This window comes from Streptomyces sp. NPDC101181, assembly GCF_044767975.1.
Lineage (GTDB): Bacteria > Actinomycetota > Actinomycetes > Streptomycetales > Streptomycetaceae > Streptomyces.
Genome location: NZ_JBIWOX010000019.1, coordinates 21,303 through 39,500 on the forward strand (window position 1 = coordinate 21,303; position 18,198 = coordinate 39,500).

7 protein-coding genes are annotated in these 18,198 nt (G+C 74.1%); 1 reads left to right on the forward strand and 6 read right to left on the reverse strand.

Annotation, left to right across the window (positions count from 1 at the left end; translation table 11 throughout):
• Nucleotides 1-34: 34 nt before the first annotated feature.
• From ACIRRU_RS24665 to ACIRRU_RS24680, 4 genes are all read right to left on the reverse strand, one after another.
• Nucleotides 35-9,382 (reverse strand): SDR family NAD(P)-dependent oxidoreductase, encoded by a 9,348-nt coding sequence (locus tag ACIRRU_RS24665; protein ID WP_403683939.1) that lies wholly within the window; start codon nt 9,380-9,382, stop codon nt 35-37.
• A 32-nt stretch (nt 9,383-9,414) separates the two neighbouring features.
• A complete protein-coding gene (locus ACIRRU_RS24670) occupies nt 9,415-13,542 on the reverse strand; it encodes an amino acid adenylation domain-containing protein (RefSeq protein WP_403683941.1) in 4,128 nt (1,375 codons plus the stop codon).
• Nucleotides 13,543-14,200: 658 nt separating this feature from the next.
• Nucleotides 14,201-14,779, reverse strand: a complete 579-nt coding sequence (locus ACIRRU_RS24675; protein ID WP_403683943.1) for a hypothetical protein — start codon at nt 14,777-14,779, stop codon at nt 14,201-14,203.
• Nucleotides 14,780-14,987: 208 nt separating this feature from the next.
• The gene (locus ACIRRU_RS24680) at nt 14,988-16,289 is read right to left on the reverse strand and encodes a cation:proton antiporter (protein WP_403683944.1); all 1,302 of its coding nucleotides are present in this window, start codon (nt 16,287-16,289) and stop codon (nt 14,988-14,990) included.
• Between the two features lie 242 nt (nt 16,290-16,531).
• On the opposite strand from ACIRRU_RS24680, the gene ACIRRU_RS24685 reads away from it, so the two are divergent.
• The gene (locus tag ACIRRU_RS24685) at nt 16,532-16,981 is read left to right on the forward strand and encodes an SRPBCC family protein (protein WP_403683946.1); all 450 of its coding nucleotides are present in this window, start codon (nt 16,532-16,534) and stop codon (nt 16,979-16,981) included.
• Nucleotides 16,982-17,181: 200 nt separating this feature from the next.
• Here the strand turns inward: ACIRRU_RS24685 and ACIRRU_RS24690 are convergent, their stop codons facing one another.
• Both ACIRRU_RS24690 and ACIRRU_RS24695 read right to left on the reverse strand, forming a co-directional pair.
• The gene (locus ACIRRU_RS24690; protein ID WP_403683948.1) at nt 17,182-17,799 is read right to left on the reverse strand and encodes a restriction endonuclease; all 618 of its coding nucleotides are present in this window, start codon (nt 17,797-17,799) and stop codon (nt 17,182-17,184) included.
• Nucleotides 17,800-17,929: 130 nt separating this feature from the next.
• On the reverse strand, nt 17,930-18,139 hold the full coding sequence (locus ACIRRU_RS24695; RefSeq protein WP_403683950.1) for a hypothetical protein: 210 nt from the start codon (nt 18,137-18,139) through the stop codon (nt 17,930-17,932).
• Between the last annotated feature and the right edge of the window lie 59 nt (nt 18,140-18,198).

Sequence of the window (18,198 nt, forward strand, 5' to 3'; positions counted from 1 at the left end):
AGGGCTGTTCGGTCGGTCGGAGTGTGGTCGACGCTCAGTCGGACCAGGCGGTGGGAGCCTGCGGCCCCGGCGCCGGGAGTGTCGTCCGGCCCTCGGACGCGTCGGGTGCGTCAGGCGCGCCGGGCGGGCCGGAGCGGAGGACGTGCGCGTCGATCGCGGCGGCCACCGTGCCGATGTGCGGTGGTGCGACCAGCGCGTAGTGGTCGGTGTCGGCCCGCAGGACGCGGGCCGACGCGGGCAGGTGCGGTGCCCAGTCGGCGGCCGTGGCAGGCCGGGGGGCCAGAGGCGCCACACCGGGGGAGGGCCGGGCCGCGAGCCACACCAGCGCGGGGGTGGCCGCCGGGAGGGGCAGCCGGTGTCCGGCCATCGCGGCGAGGTTGGCCCGGCAGCACCGGGCGAGCCGTTCGGCGTAGTCCCGTGCGCCGGAGCCGAGTTCCCGCCCGCGGTTGCCGGACAGCTCCCGGGCGAACACCGCCTCGATCTCGCGGTCGTCGTAGGCGGCGGCCCGCTCCCCGCTCCCCGGCGGTGGTGGGTCCAGCAGGTAGAGGCCGTGCGCCGGGACGCCGTCCCGTTCCGCGAGGGACGCCATGGACAGGGCCACCCACGCGCCGAACGACCAGCCGCCCAGCCGCAGACGGGTCGCGGGGTGCGGGAACGCGCCGCGCAGCGCGGCGAGGTAGTCCCGTGCGCGGTCCTCGACCGTCCGCACCGGGCCGCCCGGCCGGCGGAGCGCCGGGTCCGCGATCAGGCACACCGTCAGCCGGTCGTCCAGGAGGGACACCAACGGGCGGTACGCCTGGATGTCGCCGCCTATCGGGTGGACCAGGCACAGCACGTCGTGGCCGGTACCACGCTGCCAGACCTCCACCTCCACGGCCGAGGCGTCCCGGCCGGAGGGCGGGGCCGCGCCGAGGTGGTCCAGGATCTCGGTCAGGCTCACCCGGTGGCCCAGCCGGGACAGGTCCAGGTCGACGCCGTGCCGGATCTTCAGCTCGTCCACGAGCTCCAGCAGGGTCAGCGAGTCCGCGCCGAGGTCGTAGAGCGAGGCGCCGGGGTCGAGTTCCGTGACCCCGAGCAGCTGGGAGAGGTACGCCGAGACCTCCGCCGCCGTGTCGTCCCCGGCCTCGTGGCCCTGGCTCCGGGACCGCTGGTGCCGTGAGGCGGACACGGGCGGGCGCACGGGGTCGTAGAACCGGGCGGCCTCCCGCAGCGGGACGGTGCTGACCAGCAGGTGGGGGAGTTGCAGATCGAGCGCCTGGTCGAAGACCCCTACTCCCTCGGCAGGGGTCAGGGCCACCGTCAGGTGTGCCTGGTGGCGTTCGTCCCTCTCCAGCGCACCCCAGGCCATGCCGACCTCGCGCCAGGCGTCCCAGCCGATGACGCAGCGGACCGGCGGCTCGCCCGCCCCGTCCCCCTCGTACTGGGCGAACGCGTCCAGTACGCCGTTGGCCGCCGCGTAGTCGAACTGGCCCACCCCGCCGAACACACCGGACATGGACGAGCAGAGCACGATGTGCCCGGCCCCGTGCCGTTCGGCCAGCCGTTCGGCCAGCAGAGCACCGCGCAGCTTCGCCGCCACGGACCGGCCGGCGGCCGAGGCGTCCCGCCGGACCAGCAGGGCGCCCTGTGCAGTACCGGCCGCGTGCACGATGCCGGTCAGCCCGGCCAGATGGGGAGCGAGGCGGGTCGCGATCGCGTCCAGCCCCTCGTCCGCCAGGTCCGCCGTCACCAGGGTGACGCGGTCGGACCACGGGGCCAGCGCGGGCGGCAGCACCGCACGGCGGGCCAGCAGCACCACCCGGTTGCCCGGCTCGCGCAGCAGCCGGGCGGCCAGCGCCGTGCCGATGCCTCCGGTGCCGCCGAGGACCAGGTGGGTACCCCTCCCGAGGGGCGGCCCGGCGCTCTCGGCGGTGGGCGCCGGGTCCACGGGCCGCAGCTCGCGCCGCCACCAGAACCCGTCGCGCAGCGCCACCGGCTCCTCGCCGCCGCCGTCGCCGGTCAGCGCGGGCAGCCGGTCCGCCCAGCGGGCCGGATCGGCGCACGGCAGATCGACCCAGCGCGGCGCCCGCAGACCCAGCTCCTGGCGCGGGGTCGCGACCGCGCCCGCGAGCAGCCCCGCCTCCGGGCGGCTCACCGGGCCGGTGACGGCCTGGGCCCGTTGCGACAGCAGCAGCACCGAAGGGCGGGCCGCCTCCGGGAGGTCGGCGAGCGCCCGGCAGAGCGCCGCCACGGCGTCCAGGCAGACCCGGCGCGCGACAGCGAACGACTCCTCACCGACCGCGCCCGTGATCGCCAGCGGGAGCGCGTGCAGCCAGTCGCAGCCCGGCCCTCCGGCGGCGGTGACCTCCGCGAGGACGGCCGCGAGATGGCCGGTGTCGCACGGGTCGACCTGGTAGCCGTCGGCCAGCCGCGCGAACCGCGGACCCGGCCGCACCCGCACCACCCGGGCGTACGCGTCCTCCAGCGCACGCCACGCCCGCGGGTCGCTGTCCGGAGCGAGGACCAGCACCGCTGTCCGCCCGCCGGGTGCTCCGCCGGGCCGGGCGCGGCGGGTGCGTACCCACTGCGGCTGGTGCAGCCAGCGGTCGGCGGGCAGCCGCTCCGGCACGTCCGCCGCGGACTCCTCCGGTACGGAAGCGGCGGCCGCTCCGTCCTCGGGCGCAGGGGCGGCAACGGGGCGCGGGAGACCGTACTCGACCAGCTCCAGGGCGGGCGGGGGGAAGTCCCAGGGCGGCTGCGCCGGTCCCGGCTCCCACGCCACGTCCTGCCCGGCCGACCAGGCGCGGGCCAGCTCCGCAGGGCTCCGGGAGCCCGGCGCGACGGGCTCCCCGGGGCCCGGGGCCGCCGGGGGCGTGCCCGGGACGGGACGCGTGGCCAGGTCCCGCAGCCAGCGGACGGCGGACGGCGCGTCGGCGCAGACCTCGGCCGCCCGGTGGTCCAGCGCGGGCCGCCCCGCCTGGAGGTGACGCAGCACCGCGCGGTAGGCCTGAGGACGGGCGTCCAGGTACGCCGCGATCCGGGCGGCGTCCGTCCGCAGCGCGGCCGGTGACGCGGCGGACAGCACCAGGCACCCCGGGACCGCGCCCGCGGCGCCCGTCTCGGCTGTGCCGGGCTGTGCCGCCGCCCCGGTTTGCCCGGCCGGAGCGGCGTCGGGCGTTTCCAGGAGCAGGTGCGCGTTGGTGCCGCCGATGCCGAAGCTGCTCACCGCCGCCACACGCGGCCCCGGAAGCGGCCAGGGCTCGGCCTCGGTGGGCACGCGGAACACGTCGTCGATCGCGGGGTTCAGCCGGTCGAAATCGACCGTCGGCGGGACCGTCGCGTGGTGGACGGCGAGCACGGCGCGGACCAGTCCGACCACGCCCGCCGCCGCACCGAGGTGCCCGAGCTGGCTCTTGACCGACGACAGGGCCAGCCGCGAACCCGGGGCAAGGCCGTAGGCGCGGCGCAGGGCGTCGGCCTCGACCGGGTCGCCCAGCCGGGTGCCGGTGCCGTGCGCCTCCACGTACCCCACCTCGGTGGGGTGGCGTCCGCTGCGCTCCAGCGCGGTACGCAGCGCGGCCCGCTGTCCGGCCGGGGAGGGCGCGCTGTAGCCCTGCTTGTTCGAGCCGTCGTTGTTGATGCCGCTGCCGGTGAGGAGCGCGTAGACGGTGTCCCCGTCCCGGCAGGCGGCGGAGAGCGTCTTGAGCACGACGACGCCCGTCCCGCTCGCGCCGACCGTACCGGCCGCGTCCGCGCTGAAGGGGCGGCAGTGCCCGTCCGGGGAGAAGATGTGCTGCGGCCGGTAGGCGTAGCCCGCCGTCAGCTCCGGATCGATGAGGACGCCGCCCGCCAGCATCGCGTCGGCGTCGCCTTGGCGCAGCAGCCCGGCGGCGACGTGCACGCCCACCAGAGAGCTGGAGCAGGCGGACTGCACGGTGAACGCGGGTCCGGTGAGGCCGAGATGGTAGGCGGCCTTGGTGGCGAGGAAGTCCTTCTCCTGGTGCAGGGCCATCCGGAAGCCGTCCGGCAGCGCCGCCGGGTCCGCGTCGCGCAGGACGGCCCGGCCGTAGGTGTTCTCGCCGCAGGAGGCCACCACGCCCACCCGGAGACCGCCCGTGGCGCCGATGCCGGCGTGCGCCAGGGCCTCGACGGACGCCATGAGCAGGTGGCGCTGCTGAGGATCCATCAGCCGGGCTTCCCGCGGGCTGATGGTGAAGCGGCCCGCGTCGAAGGAGAGCATCCCGGCCGGCTGGCTGCGAGCGCCCACCAGTCCGTCGTCCGCCGCGAAGTGCTCGATGCCCCGGCCACCGGAGACGGTCAGCTGCCAGAAGGAGGCCAGGTCGTCCGCGCCCGGCAGGCGGACCGCCATGCCCACCACGGCGATCGGTTCGTCGGTCGGAGTGGACCCGGTCCCGGTCCCGGGCGGTTCGGCGGCGGCCGGTGTCTCCCCGGCCCCGGACGGGCCGCGGACCGGGACGGCGGCGGGCGCGGTGCCGCCCGATGCGGCCGGGGCCGGACCGGTGCGCCCCGCCACCAGCAGGGCGAGGGCGCGGATGGTGACCCGGTCGAAGAGGTCCGGGACGCCGAACGGGAGGTCGCCCTCGTCGGCGCAGCGCAGGTGGAAGCGCATCAGGTCCAGGCTGGTGGCGCCCGCGTCGAAGAAGCGCTGGTCCACGCCGATGTCCCGGCCGGTCGCGGCCGTGAAGAGCGCGGCGAGCCGGCGCTCCAGCGCCGACCCGGTCGGCGCGTCGGACGCGGCGCGCAGGTCGTGGCCGGGGGCGTTCGGGGCGGCCTGGCGGTCCAGTTTCCCGCTGGGCGTCCGGGGCAGCACGTCCACCCGCCGGAACCGGGAGATCCGGACGAACGACGGCAGGAGCTGGGCCAGATGGCGTTCCAGAGCCACCGGGTCGGGGTCGCTGCCGTCATGGGTCTGGAGGCAGGCCACCAGCCCGCCGTCGGTGACCGTGACCACCGCGTTGGAGACACCGGGCGACCGCAGCAGCGCGGCCTCCACCTCGCCCAGCTCCAGCCGTCGGCCGCTCAGCTTGACCTGGCCGTCCTCCCGCCCCGCGTAGTGCAGGAGCCCGTCCGCGTCGAACCGGGCCAGGTCGCCGCTGCGGTAGCACAGGCCCGCCTCGCGATCCTCCACGAACCGGGTCCGGTTGAGCTCGGTGTCGCCGAGGTAGCAGCGGGTGGCCATCGGGCCCCCGATCAGCAACTGCCCGGTCACACCGGTCGGCACCGGCAGCCCGGCGGCGTCGACGACCCTCAGCAGCGCCCCCGCCGCGGGCCGCCCGATGGCCGGCCGCGACGGCCAGCCGCGCGGGTCGCCCTCCAGGCACAGCGCCGAGACGACATGGGTCTCCGTCGGACCGTAGTGGTTGAACAGCCGGGCGCCCTCCAGCCCGGCGAACCAGCCGGTGATCGCCTCGGTGCACACCAGCTGCTCGCCAGCGGTCACCACGTCACGCAGCCGGGGCGGATGGATCGCGGACCGCACACCGTGCTCGGCGAGCAGCTGGAGCGCCACGTACGGCAGGAAGATCCGCTCCGCGCCCCCGACCGCCAGCTCCCGCAGCAGCGTGGGCATGTCCTGCCGCCACTCGGGCCGCACCAGCCGCAGGGAACCGCCCGTGCACAGGGTGGAGAAGATCTCCTGGAAGGAGACGTCGAAGGAGAGCATGGAGAACTGCTGGGTGACCGCGGCCCCGCCGAGACCCCCCTCCGTGGCCTGCCAGACCAGCAGGTCGCACAGCGTCCGGTCGAAGACCCGTACGCCCTTGGGGACACCGGTCGAGCCGGAGGTGAAGAGGGTGTACAGCGGTCGAAGACCATGGTGTGCCACTTCGGGGGCGGCCGGGGCGGCCTCGTGCGCGAGCTCCACCAGGTGGCGCGGCGGACCGGACGGCGCGAGCTCGTCCAGCGCGGCCACCCGGTCGGAGGTGAGCAGCACACAGACCGGGTCCGCCTGCTCCAGGACGTGCCGCAGCAACGTCCCGGGGTAGGCGGGATCGAGCGGTACGACGGTCAGGTTGAGCCGGGCCGCCGCCAGCAGGGCCACCACATGCTCCACCGAGGGTTCCATGTACAGGGCCGCCGCGGCGGGCGCGGCCGGGTCGGCGGGCAGCTGGCTGCGGAGCTCACCGGCGAGCGCGGCGGCCCGCGCGTCCAGCTCCGCGTAGGAGAGCGTGATCGGGCCGGACACCACCGCCGGGGCGTCCGGGACACGGGCCACCTGGCGGGCGAAGCCGTCCGCGACCGTCGTGAACCAGGGGGCGACCGGCGCACCCCGGCCGTGGTCGGGCAGCGCCCGCCGGTAGGGGCCGACCAGCGCCTTCAGCGTGGTCCCGGTCTCGTCGGCCAGGTGGTCCAGTGCCTGCCCGAACAACCGCTCCACGGCCTCGACCCGGTCGGCGCCGAAGTCCTCGCGGTGCTCCCACAGACACTCCAGCCCCTCCCCGCTCTCCAGCACCGACAGCGTCAGCGCACACTTGGCGCCCGGTGGAGCCAGATGGACGGGAGCGACGGCGCAGCCGGGCAGCCGCAGCGCGGAGAAGTCGGTGTTCTCCAGGACGAACAGGAAGTCGAACAGCGGGTCGCGGTCGGGCAGCCCCCGATCGGCCAGGGCATGGCCCAACGCCACCTCCTGCTCGTTCAGCACGCTCCGGATGCTCTCGGCGTGCCGCTCCAGCAGCACCCGCAGAGGCTCCTGTGCGTCCAGGGCGAAGGGCAGCAGCACCGTGTTGGCGAACATCCCGACCGTGGTGTCGAACTCGGGCCGGGAGCGGCCCGCCACCGGGGTGGCGATCAGCGGCCCGCCCTGCCCGCTCACGCCGTGCACGGCCCAGGCGAACGCCGACACCAGAATCTGGAACCGGGTCACCCCGAGCCGGGCCGCGAGCCGGTCCACCCGCGCGGTACGGACCGGATCGAGCGCGCTGCGGAAGAGCCGCGCGGTGCGCGGCGGTGGCCCGTCGGCCGGCTCCGGCGGCGACACCTCGGCCACGGTGCGGTAGTGGTCGAGCAGCCGCCGGCGACGGGCGGCGTAGCCGGGGCTTTCGTGCCACGCCCGCTGCCAGTGCGCGAACTCCGGGGTTCCCGGCCGGTAGGCCACCGGGGCGGTCGGCCGTCCCGCCGACAGGGCGGCGTAGTCCTCGGTGAGATCGCCGAGGAGCACCCCGATCGACCAGCCGTCGACGGCGATGTGGTGCAGGTGCAGGACGAGCAGGCCGCCGTCGGCGCCGGGGAGCCAGCCCGCGCGCAGCAGCCGGCCCCCGGAGAGGTCGAAGGCCGGGGCGCACAGCCGTCCGGCCGCGGCCTCGGCGCTCTCACCCTCCGCGGGGGCCGCTGGGACCCACGGGTCGTAGGGCTCGCACACCGTCTGGGTCAGCCCCCGCGGGGTGGCGGCGAAGCGGGTACGCAGGGCGGGGTGCCGCTCCACCAGGCGGCGCAGCGCGCCACGCAGCGCCGCCCGGTCGACGGTCCCCTCGATCCGGAAGGCGAGCGGGACGTCGTAGGAGCGGTCCTGGGGGTCCTGGCGGTTCAGCAGCCACAGGCGTTCCTGTTCGCTGGTGGCCGGTGCGTCGGCCCCGACCGGTCCGGGCACCGGCGGATGCCCCCCGGTCGTCGGCCCCGACGCGGCGACGGCGTCCGCGAGGGTGGCGAAGTCCGCTTCGAGCAGCAGCTCCTGCGGGATGTCCGCGCCGAACCGGCGCAGCAGCGCGAAGCGCAGCCGCAGACCCTTGAGCGAGTCCCCGCCGCTGGGTATCCAGCGGTCACCGGGGCGCAGCCCGCTGGTGCCGAGAACCTCCTCGGCCAGGTCCAGCAGCCGCCGCAGACCGCCGCCGGGGGAGAGCGGTTCGGCGGCGCCGGGGGCGGGCTCGCTCTCGCGCCAGGGCTGTTCGGCCCCCGCCAGCAGCGCCTCCTGGTCCACCTTGCCGTTGGCGGTCAGCGGCAGCGCGTCGATGAGGAACGTGTGGTGCGGGCGCATGTAGGCGGGCAGCGCGGCGGACAGCTGCCGCTGGTAGGCGTCGTGCGTGAGCGGGTCCCCCAGCACCAGGAAGGCCAGGAGTTCGGTGGAGCCCGACCCGGTGCGCCGGGGGCAGACGTGGGCGCGGCGCACCGCCGGGTGGGCGGCGATCCGCCGCTCCACCTCGCCGCACTCGATACGGAAACCCCGTACCTTGACCTGCCGGTCGGCCCGGCCCAGGTAGGTGATGAGGTTGTCGCCGCCGCGCCGCACCAGGTCCCCGGTGCGGTACCAGCGGGTGGGCCGCTCCTCGCGGTCCCCCGCCTCGGGTCCGGAGCCGAGGAAGCGCAGCGCGGTCTCCTCGGGGAGGTTGCGGTAGCCGAGCGCCAGCGCGGGCCCGGACAGCTGGAGCTCCGCCGGCTCGCCCGGTTCGGCGGGGCGGTCCCCGTCCAGGGTGCGCAGCCGTACGCCGGTGCCGGGCAACGGGACGCCGATGGGCACCAGATCGCCGTCGAAGTCCCGGGGGACGGGGTGGCAGAGGGCGAACGTCGAGGCCTCGGTGGGACCGTAGGCGTTGTACAGCACGGTGGGCGCCGCCGGGTTGTCCGCGTACCACCGCCGGATGGTCCGCGCGTCCAGTTGGTCCCCGCCGACCAGCACCTGTTCGGCCGTCGCGAAACAGTCGGGGACCGCGTCCACCACGGCGTTGAACAGGGCCGCCGTCACGAACAGCGTGTCCACCCGCCGCTCGCGCAGTTCGGCGGCGAGCAGGTCCGGGGCCCCGGCCGCGCGCTCGCCGACGATCACACAGGTGCCGCCGGTGAGCAGGGGCGTCCACACGTCGAAGCTGAGCGCGTCGAACGCCGGGTTGGCCAGACAGCCGAACCGGCGCCCCGGCCCCAGCGCGATGTACCCGGGCCGGGCCAGGCGCAGCACCCCGGCGTCCGTCACCTCGACGCCCTTCGGCTGTCCGGTGCTGCCGGAGGTGTAGAAGACGAAGCCGTTGCGCCCCGCTTCCACGGTGTGCGGCGTCTCCGGCGCTCCGCCGGGCCGGGTGAGCCGACCGGCTGCCAGCGCCACCACCCCCTCCGGAGCGGACGGCCGGGCCTCGTCGTCGTGGACGAGGACGCGCGCTGCGGAGTCCTCGACGATGTGCTGCTGCCGGTCCGGCGGGCTGAGCCGGTCCAGCGGGACCACGACCGCCTCGGCCAGCCGGATGCCGAGCATGACGCTCACCAGGCGCCAGGAGCGGGGCAGACGGACGGCGACCGCCTGGCCACGGGTCACGCCCGCCGCGCGCAGCCGCTCCGCCACCCGGCAGGCGCCGCGGACGAGTTCGGCGTAGTCCAGCACGGTGTCCCCGTCCTCGACCGCCGGGGCCCCGGGGGTGGACCGGGCCTGGGCGAGGACGGCAGCGGCCAGGGACGTGCTCATGTCGGCCGTGTGCGGGGGCAGGGAGGCGCCCATCACCGTGCCTCCGCCGGGCTCGTGCCGAGGGACCGGGGCCGTGGAGGCTGTGGGCCCGGTGACTCGGTACGCCCGGTGTGGTGGGCGAGTTCGGCCGTCAGGAGATCCGCCACCCGGGCCGCGCCCGCGCTCTCCAGAACCTCCCAGTGATCGCACTCCAGCGTCTCCACCCGGAAGTCGCCCGCCGCGCGGGACGCCCAGAACTCCCGCACCCGCGCGTTGAGCGGGGTGTCCTCACCGCCCGGCACCGCCTCGGCCAGGACCGTCCGGACCGGTGAGAGCACCGGGAGATGCTCGCGGGCGGTGAGCCGGTTGTGGTTGTAGATCCGGAAGTACCGCTCCACCTGTGCGTCCTCGATCCCCGGGTACATGCCGTTGAACCGCACGAGCTTGTCCCGGAACTCGGCCATGTCCACGCTGGTGATCCCGGCCCGCGCGCTCTCGTCGTCGGTGGCCTGGGTGTCGAGCAGCACGACGCTCACGTCCTCGCGTCCCGCCTCCGCCAGCAGCCGCCCCATCTCGTGGGCGACGAGCCCTCCGTAGGACAGCCCGGTCAGGACCACCGGGCCGCCGTCCAGCCCTCCCAGCAGCCGCAGATACGCCTCTGCCATCGCCGTGACCGAGGGCAGCGGCTCCTCCCCGGGGTTCACGCCGGGCGACTGCACGCCGTACACCCCGGCCGCCTCCGGCAGCAGTGCGACCAGCGGCAGGTAGCAGAACGCGGTACCACCCGCCGGGTGCACGCAGACGACCCGGGGACCGAGCCCGGCCCGGAACTCCACCACGCTGCCGGGCACCCGGTCACCGCCACCCTCGCGCACCAGACCGGCCAGTGCCTCGATGGTGGGGCGCAGCATGATCTCGGCCACCGGGACGCGACGCCCGAAGGTCTCGGTGACGGCGTGCGCGACCTTGATCGCGGAGAGCGAGGTGCCACCGATGTCGAAGAAGTTGTCGGTGATGCCGATCGCCGGATGCGGCAGGATCTCCCGCCATATCCGGTACAGCGCGTGCTCGACGTGGTCGCGGGGCGTCGCCGTGTTGACCTGGTCGGATCCCGTCTCCGCCGCCAGCCGCAGCAGTTCGGCGCGGTCGGGTTTCCCGCTGCGGGTCAGCGGCAGCTCGGGCAGTTCCACGAAGACCCCGGGGATCATGTAGTCCGGCAGCCGCCGGGCGAGCGCGGTACGCCAGCCGTGCACCCCGCGCGCCGGGGCGTCACCGAGCCCGATCCCGGCCACCAGCCGCTGCTGGCCGGCGGCGTCCTTCCCGGCCAGGACGATCGCCTCCCGCACGTCGGGGAGCGCGCCGAGCGCCGCCTCCACCTCGCCCAGCTCGATCCGGAAGCCCCGCAGCTTCACCTGGTCGTCGCCGCGTCCGACGTAGTGGGCCTGCCCGTCGGACAGACGGCGGGCCAGGTCGCCGGTGCGGTACACCCGCTCACCGGGGACGAACGGATCGGGCAGGAACCTCTCCTCGGTCAGCTCCGGGCGGCCCAGGTAGCCCCGCGCCAGCCCCGCTCCGCCGAGGTACACCTCGCCGACCACACCGGGCGGCACCGGCCGGAGCCGGGCGTCCAGCACGTACAGCCGGGTGCCGGGCAGAGGACGGCCGATGGGGCACGGCCCCTCCACCGGACGGGGATCGTAGTAGGCGGTGCTGTAGAGGGTGGCCTCGGTGGGGCCGTAGCCGAAGCAGACGCGCAGTCCGGGCAGCGCCCGCGTCATCCGGTGCAGCGCCGCCTCGGTGAGCGACTCCACCCCGGTCAGCAGGCGCCGCAGCCGCAGCCCGCGCAGCCGCTCCTCCGGCGCCTCGTCGATCCACCGTATGTACGCGGGCGGCAGGAACGCCTGCTCGACCCCGCCGCGGCGCATCCACTCCAGCACCTCCGCCGGGTCCGCGCGCAACTCCTCCGGCACGATGTGCAGTTCGCCACCGGTGGTCAGCGGCAGCAGCAACTCGTGCACCGAGGCGTCGAATCCGATGCTCGACCAGGCCGAGCCGATCTCGCCGGCGGGCGCACCCATCCGCTCCTGCCAGACCCGGAAGAGGTTCAGCACGCTGCGGTGCTCCACGGCCACCCCCTTGGGCCGGCCCGTGGAGCCCGAGGTGAAGAGCACATAGGCCAGCGCCCCCGGGTCGCGGTCCTGTGCGGGTGCCCGCACCCCGTCGGGGCTTTCCTCCTCGACCGCGGTCAGCCTCAGCCAGGTGTCCGGAAGCCCGGAGAGCTCTTGATCACTGAGGACCACCGGACAGTGAGCGTCCTGGACCATCCCCGCCAGCCGGTCCGCCGGGAGCGACGGGTCCAGCGGCAGATAGGCGGCGCCCGCCATCAGGACGGCCAGGACCCCCACGGCCAGCTCGACGTCCCGTCCCAGGTGGAGCCCGACCACCTCGCCCGGGCGCACGCCGCGCGTGACCAGGGCGTGCGCGAGACGGTTGGCGCGGCGGTCCAGGGCCGTGTAATCCAGCGACCGGAGCGCGCAGACCACGGCCGTCTGGTCGGGCCGCGCCCGGACCTGCGCCTCGAACAGCTCCACGATTCCGGAGGCACGGTCGAACGGCACCGGCGCCGGGGACGGCACGACAGCCTGGTCGGCGGTGTCGGCGGTGTCGGCGGTGCCTGTGGTGTCCGGGTCGTCGGCCGCGGCGGCGCCGCGCGGGTCCGGACGGAGCCGGGCGGGATCCGTCGCCGCGTCCCAGTCGGCGACGAGCTCACGCTGCTCGCTCTCTCCCATCAGCTCCACAGCGGCGATGTCCCGGTCGGGGTGACGGGCCATGTCCGCCAGGAGGCGGGCGAGGTGGTCCACCCAGCGGCGCACGGTGGCTTCGTCGAAGAGCGCCGTCGCGTAGTCCAGGCGGCCGACGAACCCGGCCTGCGTGTCGGTGACCGCCAGCGAGAGATCGAACTTGGCGGGGGAGTGGACCAGCGGCAGCGTGTCGGCCCGCACGCCGGGCAGATGCAGGAGGCCACCGCGCTCCGGCTGCCACGCCAGCATGGTCTGGAAGAGGGGCGAGCAGGACGCCGAACGCGGCGGGTTGACCAGCTCCACGATCCGCTCGAACGGCAGATCCTGGTGGGCCAGCCCGGCGCGGACCGCCGCCTTCGTGCGAGCCAGCGCCTCCGCCACCGTGGGCGAACCGGACAGGTCCACGCGCAGGGGCAGCGAGTTCACCAGAAAGCCGATGAACCCCGAGGCCCCCGCCCCGCGCCGATGGGCGACCGGAGTTCCGACAACGATGTCAGTGCTGCCGCTCAGCCGGTGGAGCAGGATGGCCCACCCGGTCAGCAGCGTCACGTACGGGGTGGCGCGGTGCTCGCGGGCCAGCGCACGCAGGGCCGTGCTGACCGCCGGGTCCAGAGTGAAGTCGATGTGCTTGCCGACGAAGCTCTGCTCGGGCGGCCTGGGACGGTCGGTGGGCAGGTCGATCGCCGCGGGAACCCCGTCGAGCGCCTGCTGCCAGTAGGTCTCCTGTGCTGCCAGACTGCCGTCCAGGACGGCTTCGCGCTGCTGGGCCGTGTACGCGGTGTACGCGCCGGTCACCGGGGGCAGGCCGGGCTCACCGCCGCGCAGCAGCGCCTCGTACACGATGCCGAGCTCGCGCATCATCACGTCCATCGACTGCCCGTCGTAGACGGCGTGGTGAAACGTCAGGAGCAGGGCGTGGCGCTCCGGCCCCAGCACGACGAGACGGCCCCGGGCCAGCGGCCCGACCGCCAGGTCGAACGGTGCGGAGGCCTCCTTTGACCGGGCGTTCGCGAAGGAGGCGTCAGGGTCCTTCGCACCCGTCAGGTCCTGCACGGTCAGGGCGTACGTACCACCTGGCGGGGCGATCCGCTGGAGGACCGTGCCCTCGGATTCCACCAGGGTCGTACGCAGCGCCTCGTGCCGGTCCGCCAGAAAGCTGAGCGCTTCGACGAGCACATCGGCGCGGACCGGGCCGTCCAGCGTGTGGCAGACCGACTCGTTGTACGCGGCCGCACCACCGGGCAACTGGGCGAGGAACCACAACCGCTGCTGGGCGAAGGAGGCCGGACTCGTCGGCGCTCCCGGTCCGCCCGCCGCCGCGTCCCCCACGGGTGTCGGTGCGGCAGGGGCGGATATGTCCGGTGAGTGGGGGAGCTGCACCTGGTGGTACCTGGCCTTTCGAGTCCGTACGTGTGAGGGGAGGACCCGTGGTGGTGGGCGCGGGAGGGCTCCGGTTCGTCGCCGCTCCCGGCGCGAGGCACTCACCACCGCGTCGGACCCCGGAGAGCCCGCGTTCCCGCGCGCCCGTCGCTGCGGTGAAGGCCTTGGGGATGCAGGCAGGTCACGGGCTGCGACGTGGAGCGTGCCGCTGTCGAGAAGTGATCCTTAATGAACAGGTGAGGCATGTCAATGGCGAGATTTCGTGCGGAGCCTGTCCGGATACATCCGCGACCGCGAACGGGGCCCGCCCCGCCGAGGGGGACGCACTGCGGCGAAAGGGTCCGGGCTCTGGCAAGAGGGTCCGGGCGCCGGGCCTCTGCCGAGGGTGGCCCTGTCCCTGCCGAAGGACGTGGGCGAAGTCCGCCAGCTCATCGAGGACGTCTTCGCCCCGCTTGACCGGTTCGAGCGTCCGTGAACGGCGCGTGGACACCCGCCCGGAGGCGGAGGCGGAGGGGCAGGCGGAGGTGCGGGGGCTCGGCTGCTTCCGGGCTGTCACCCCCGAGTGGTCCATGCCACCTCAAGGACCGGGCAGGTCGGTGGCATGGACCTCAGGAACACGCGTTCATCGTCGGTCGACCAGGTCGATCACGTACGCGGGTCAGTCCTCGATGTCGACGAACACCTGGGTGCCCTTGCTGCTGATGTCGTAGGCGGGATCGGCGGCTCCGTCGGGTGCCACTATGCCGATACCCACAGACATCTCACCTTCGAAGGTCATGAGGTGCCGCACCTCCAGCACCCGCTCGTTCGGGGCCGGAGAGGCGAAGTGGCTTTCCGGGTCGATGCCGATGAAGGCCACCCGGAGGAACTTGCTGCCCTTGATCTCGACCGGCTTGCCCTCCGGGCCGCTCAGTTCCTTCTCGTACGTGTCCAGATGCTCGGGCGCGGGAGCGTCGAACGTGAAGGTGACGCGGTCACCCTGCGCGGTGTCCGTCACCTTCACGTCCGTGACCTTCGGCAGTTGCGCGGCCTGCTCCTCTTCCCACTCCTCGCCCGACCGGCTGCTCGCGCTGCTCTGCGGCGTGGTGGAGGGCGCCGGGGACGAGGCGGCCGCGACGGGTTCGCTCTGCGTCTCCTTCGCCCCGTCGTCCTCCCCGCCGCCACACGCGGTCAGCGCCACCACCATCGTTGACGCCAGCGCCACGTTCGACCAACCAGCTATGCGTCGTACTCGCATGAAGCCCTGCCTCCCGGATTGCCCAACTCGTGCACACCACCTGCCCCTTGACCGTTCCTTTACTCGAACAGAAGTGAACTCGAACGCGCAAGGGCACTCAACACCGGCCACCCGAGAACATGCGCCCGCTGACGTCCTCGCCCGTACGGATCCGTACACGCGGCGCAGACCCTGATGGTCCCCGCCCTTCCTTCCGCTCAACTCCCGCTCAGCCCCCGCGGGTTCCGACACCACGGCGGGTTCCGGTCCGGCGCGGTGGTTCCCGGGTCGAGCGACGGTCGAGGTAGGTGGTCACGGGGGCCGCGGTGATCCCGTGGAGCACCACCGAGATCAGCACGGCGAAGACGACGACCGCCCACATCTCCCGTTCGTACCGGCCGAAATCGCCCTCGCCGCAGGCGTAGGCGAGGTAGAAGAACGAGCCGATGCCACGGATCCCGAAGAAGGCGGTGGCCGCGCGCTCGTGCGGGCGGCCGGGACCGCGCACCTGGGCCAGCCATCCCGACACCGGGCGGACGACCAGAAGCAGCAGCACGCCCACCGCCGCGCCCTGCCAGGTGAGTGCGGCCAGGCCGCCCGAGGCCACGCAGGCGCCCAGGGCGAACAGGAGCAGGGCCATCAGCAAGCGCTCGATCTGCTCGACGAAGGCGTGCATCACCCGCTGGTAGCCGTGGCTGTGCTCCGACTTGCGCAGGGCGCACGCGGTGACGAAGACCGCGAGGAAGCCGTAGCCGTGCAGGGCTTCGGTGAGGCCGTAGGCGAGGAAGGTCGCGGCCAGCGCGACGAAGCCCTCGCCCTGCTCGGCGAGCCGCAGTGACGTGGCCCGCGACCGGAAGAGCAGCCTGCCCAGCAGGAAACCCATGGCGAGACCCGCCGCGACGCCCACGCTGATCCGGACGAGGACGTCGCTCCAGACCCAGTGCACCATCCAGCCGCCGGTCCAGTCGTTCCCGGCGGCGGCCAGAGCGAGGGCCGCGAGGACGAAGGGGAAGGCCAGGCCGTCGTTGAGACCGGCTTCGCTCGTCAGGGCGAAGCGGACCTCGTCCTCGTCCTCCTTGTCGGCGGTCGGTTCTCCCACGCGCACCTCGGAGGCGAGGACGGGGTCGGTCGGAGCGAGGGCCGCGGCCACCAGGAGTGCCACGGAGACCGGCCAGCCGAGCAGCGCCCAGGCGGCGAGCGCCGTCGCCCCGATGGTCAGCGGCATCGCCAGCCCGAGGAGCCGCCAGGCCGCGGCCCACGAGCGGCGGCCGAAAGGGCGGTTGATGGCCAGCCCCGCCCCCATCAGCGACACGATCACGCAGAGCTCGGTGAGGTGGTGGACCCAGACCCGATCGGCGACCGGGTCGAACGCGGGCAGCGGCAGCGGTGTCAGGTAGAGGACGACCCCGGCGGCGAGGAAAACGATCGGCACGGACACCGGTAGCCGGGAGAGCAGCCGGGGCAGAGCCGCGGCGAGGAGAGCTCCGATGCCCAGGCACGTGTACACCGCGCCCTCGGTGGTTATCTGCACGGGCGAGTTCATCCTCCGAGTGATGGCGAGATCGGGCCCCGGGCAGCGGTTTCGCGCACACTGATCGGCGGGGTCTGCGCCATGTGTACCCCCGTGAGCAGGTTCAAACGAAGACGGAACCGATCTCGGGGTCCACGGCTCGGGCCGCCCGGCGCGACGGAGTGAATGGTGGGTGACTTTGGGCGTACGGCGCGCGTTCGCGGGAACCCCTGGGGAACCACCCCCTGACGAAGGAGCGCACCGTGTCGCAGGTTGAAGAGTCCATCGAGGTCAACGTGCCGGTCAGCGTCGCGTACAACCAGTGGACCCAGTTCGAGAGCTTCCCGCAGTTCATGGACGGGGTCGAGCGGATCGAGCAGCGTTCGGACACGCTCACCCACTGGAAGACGAAGATCGCCGGTGTCGAGCGGGAGTTCGACGCGGAGATCACCGAGCAGATTCCCGACGAGCGGGTCGCCTGGACCAGCGTCGGCGGGGAGGCCAAGCAGGCCGGCGTCGTGACATTCCACTACATCGACGGCAACACCACCAAGATCATGCTCCAGCTCGATCACGACCCCGAGGGCCTGGCGGAGACCGTCGGCGACAAGCTCGGCTTCGTCAAGCGGCAGGCCGTCGGAGACCTCAAGCGGTTCAAGGAGTTCATCGAGTCCCGCGGCGCCGAGACCGGCGGCTGGCGCGGCGGCGTCTGACGCCTGCACCCAACCCGCCCACCAGGTGCACCGTGACCCCGGAGAAGCCTCCGGGGTCACGGCTGTGATGCGGCTGTGCGGTGCCCGGCGCACCCGTCGGCCGGGCGGCCGGGCGGTGTCGGCGGCCCGGCGTACGGCATCGAGAGGCGATCGTCGTCGGCGAGCTGCTTTCCCGGTCCGGGAGAGGGCTGACGCGCGGGTCACCTCCCCTGGCGAGGCGGCGGGACCCTCGGCAGAAGTTCCCACAGCGGGCGGCCGCCGCTCGCCCAGGCCGCCAGGGTCCGCCGGTCGGCGAGATGCATACGCAGCTGGGCGGCGAGGGGTGCGCAGCGGGTGGAGAAGCGGCCGTTGGTGACGACGAGGACGATGTCGGCTCCGTAGAGCTGGCGGGCGGTGCCGTTGACGCGCTGGAGGTCGGGGGTGCCGACCGGGGAACCGCGGTCGCCGTCGCGGCGGTGCTTCACCTGGATGACCCAGGAGCGCCCCAGGGGATCGGTGGCCAGGACGTCGGCGCCGTTGTCCCCGGCCCCGCCGATCTGCCGGGCGTCCGTACACCCGTCGCGGCGCATCAGGTCACGGATCGCGTACTCGAAGTCGCGGTGGTGCAGGGCGTCCAGCTCGGAAAGCCCGTACCGTAGCGCCTGCTGCCGCACCCGGTCCCCCTCCTGCTGCTGACGGTACCGGTGCACCCATCCCGTCCCACCGACGGCAGCGAGCGCTCCGAGCACGATCAGCGCCCACCAGTTCACCAGCAGCCAGGCGATCACCGCCCAGATCAGCGCGAGTCCCGCGACGGCACCGAACCCGAACAGGAGCATTTCGGCGTCGCGGCGCTGCTGGCGACGTGGGCGGCGTCGGCGCGGGGGTGCGCCGCGGCGTACGGGACGCCGTGCCCCGGATCGGCGGCGAGGCGGTGGGCGGCGGTTGGCCATCGGGCGCGCTCCGGTTTCAGCGGGAGGATGCGGTGACGCCGGAGGCGAGCTGGCTCAGGAGGTCACCGATGCCCTCGCCCAGAGGGGTCGGGGCGATGACGATGCCGAGTGCGAGCACGATGACGACGGTCAGCTTCTCGTCGTTCCGGCTCCGGGACTCGGTGCGCCGACGCAGACGCAGCAGAACGATGACAGCGAGCAGCACTCCCACATTGATCGTCAGCACGTTCTGCCGCCCCCTGGTCACCCTTGGTCTCGTTTCGACTCCTCTGTGTATCCGCATCT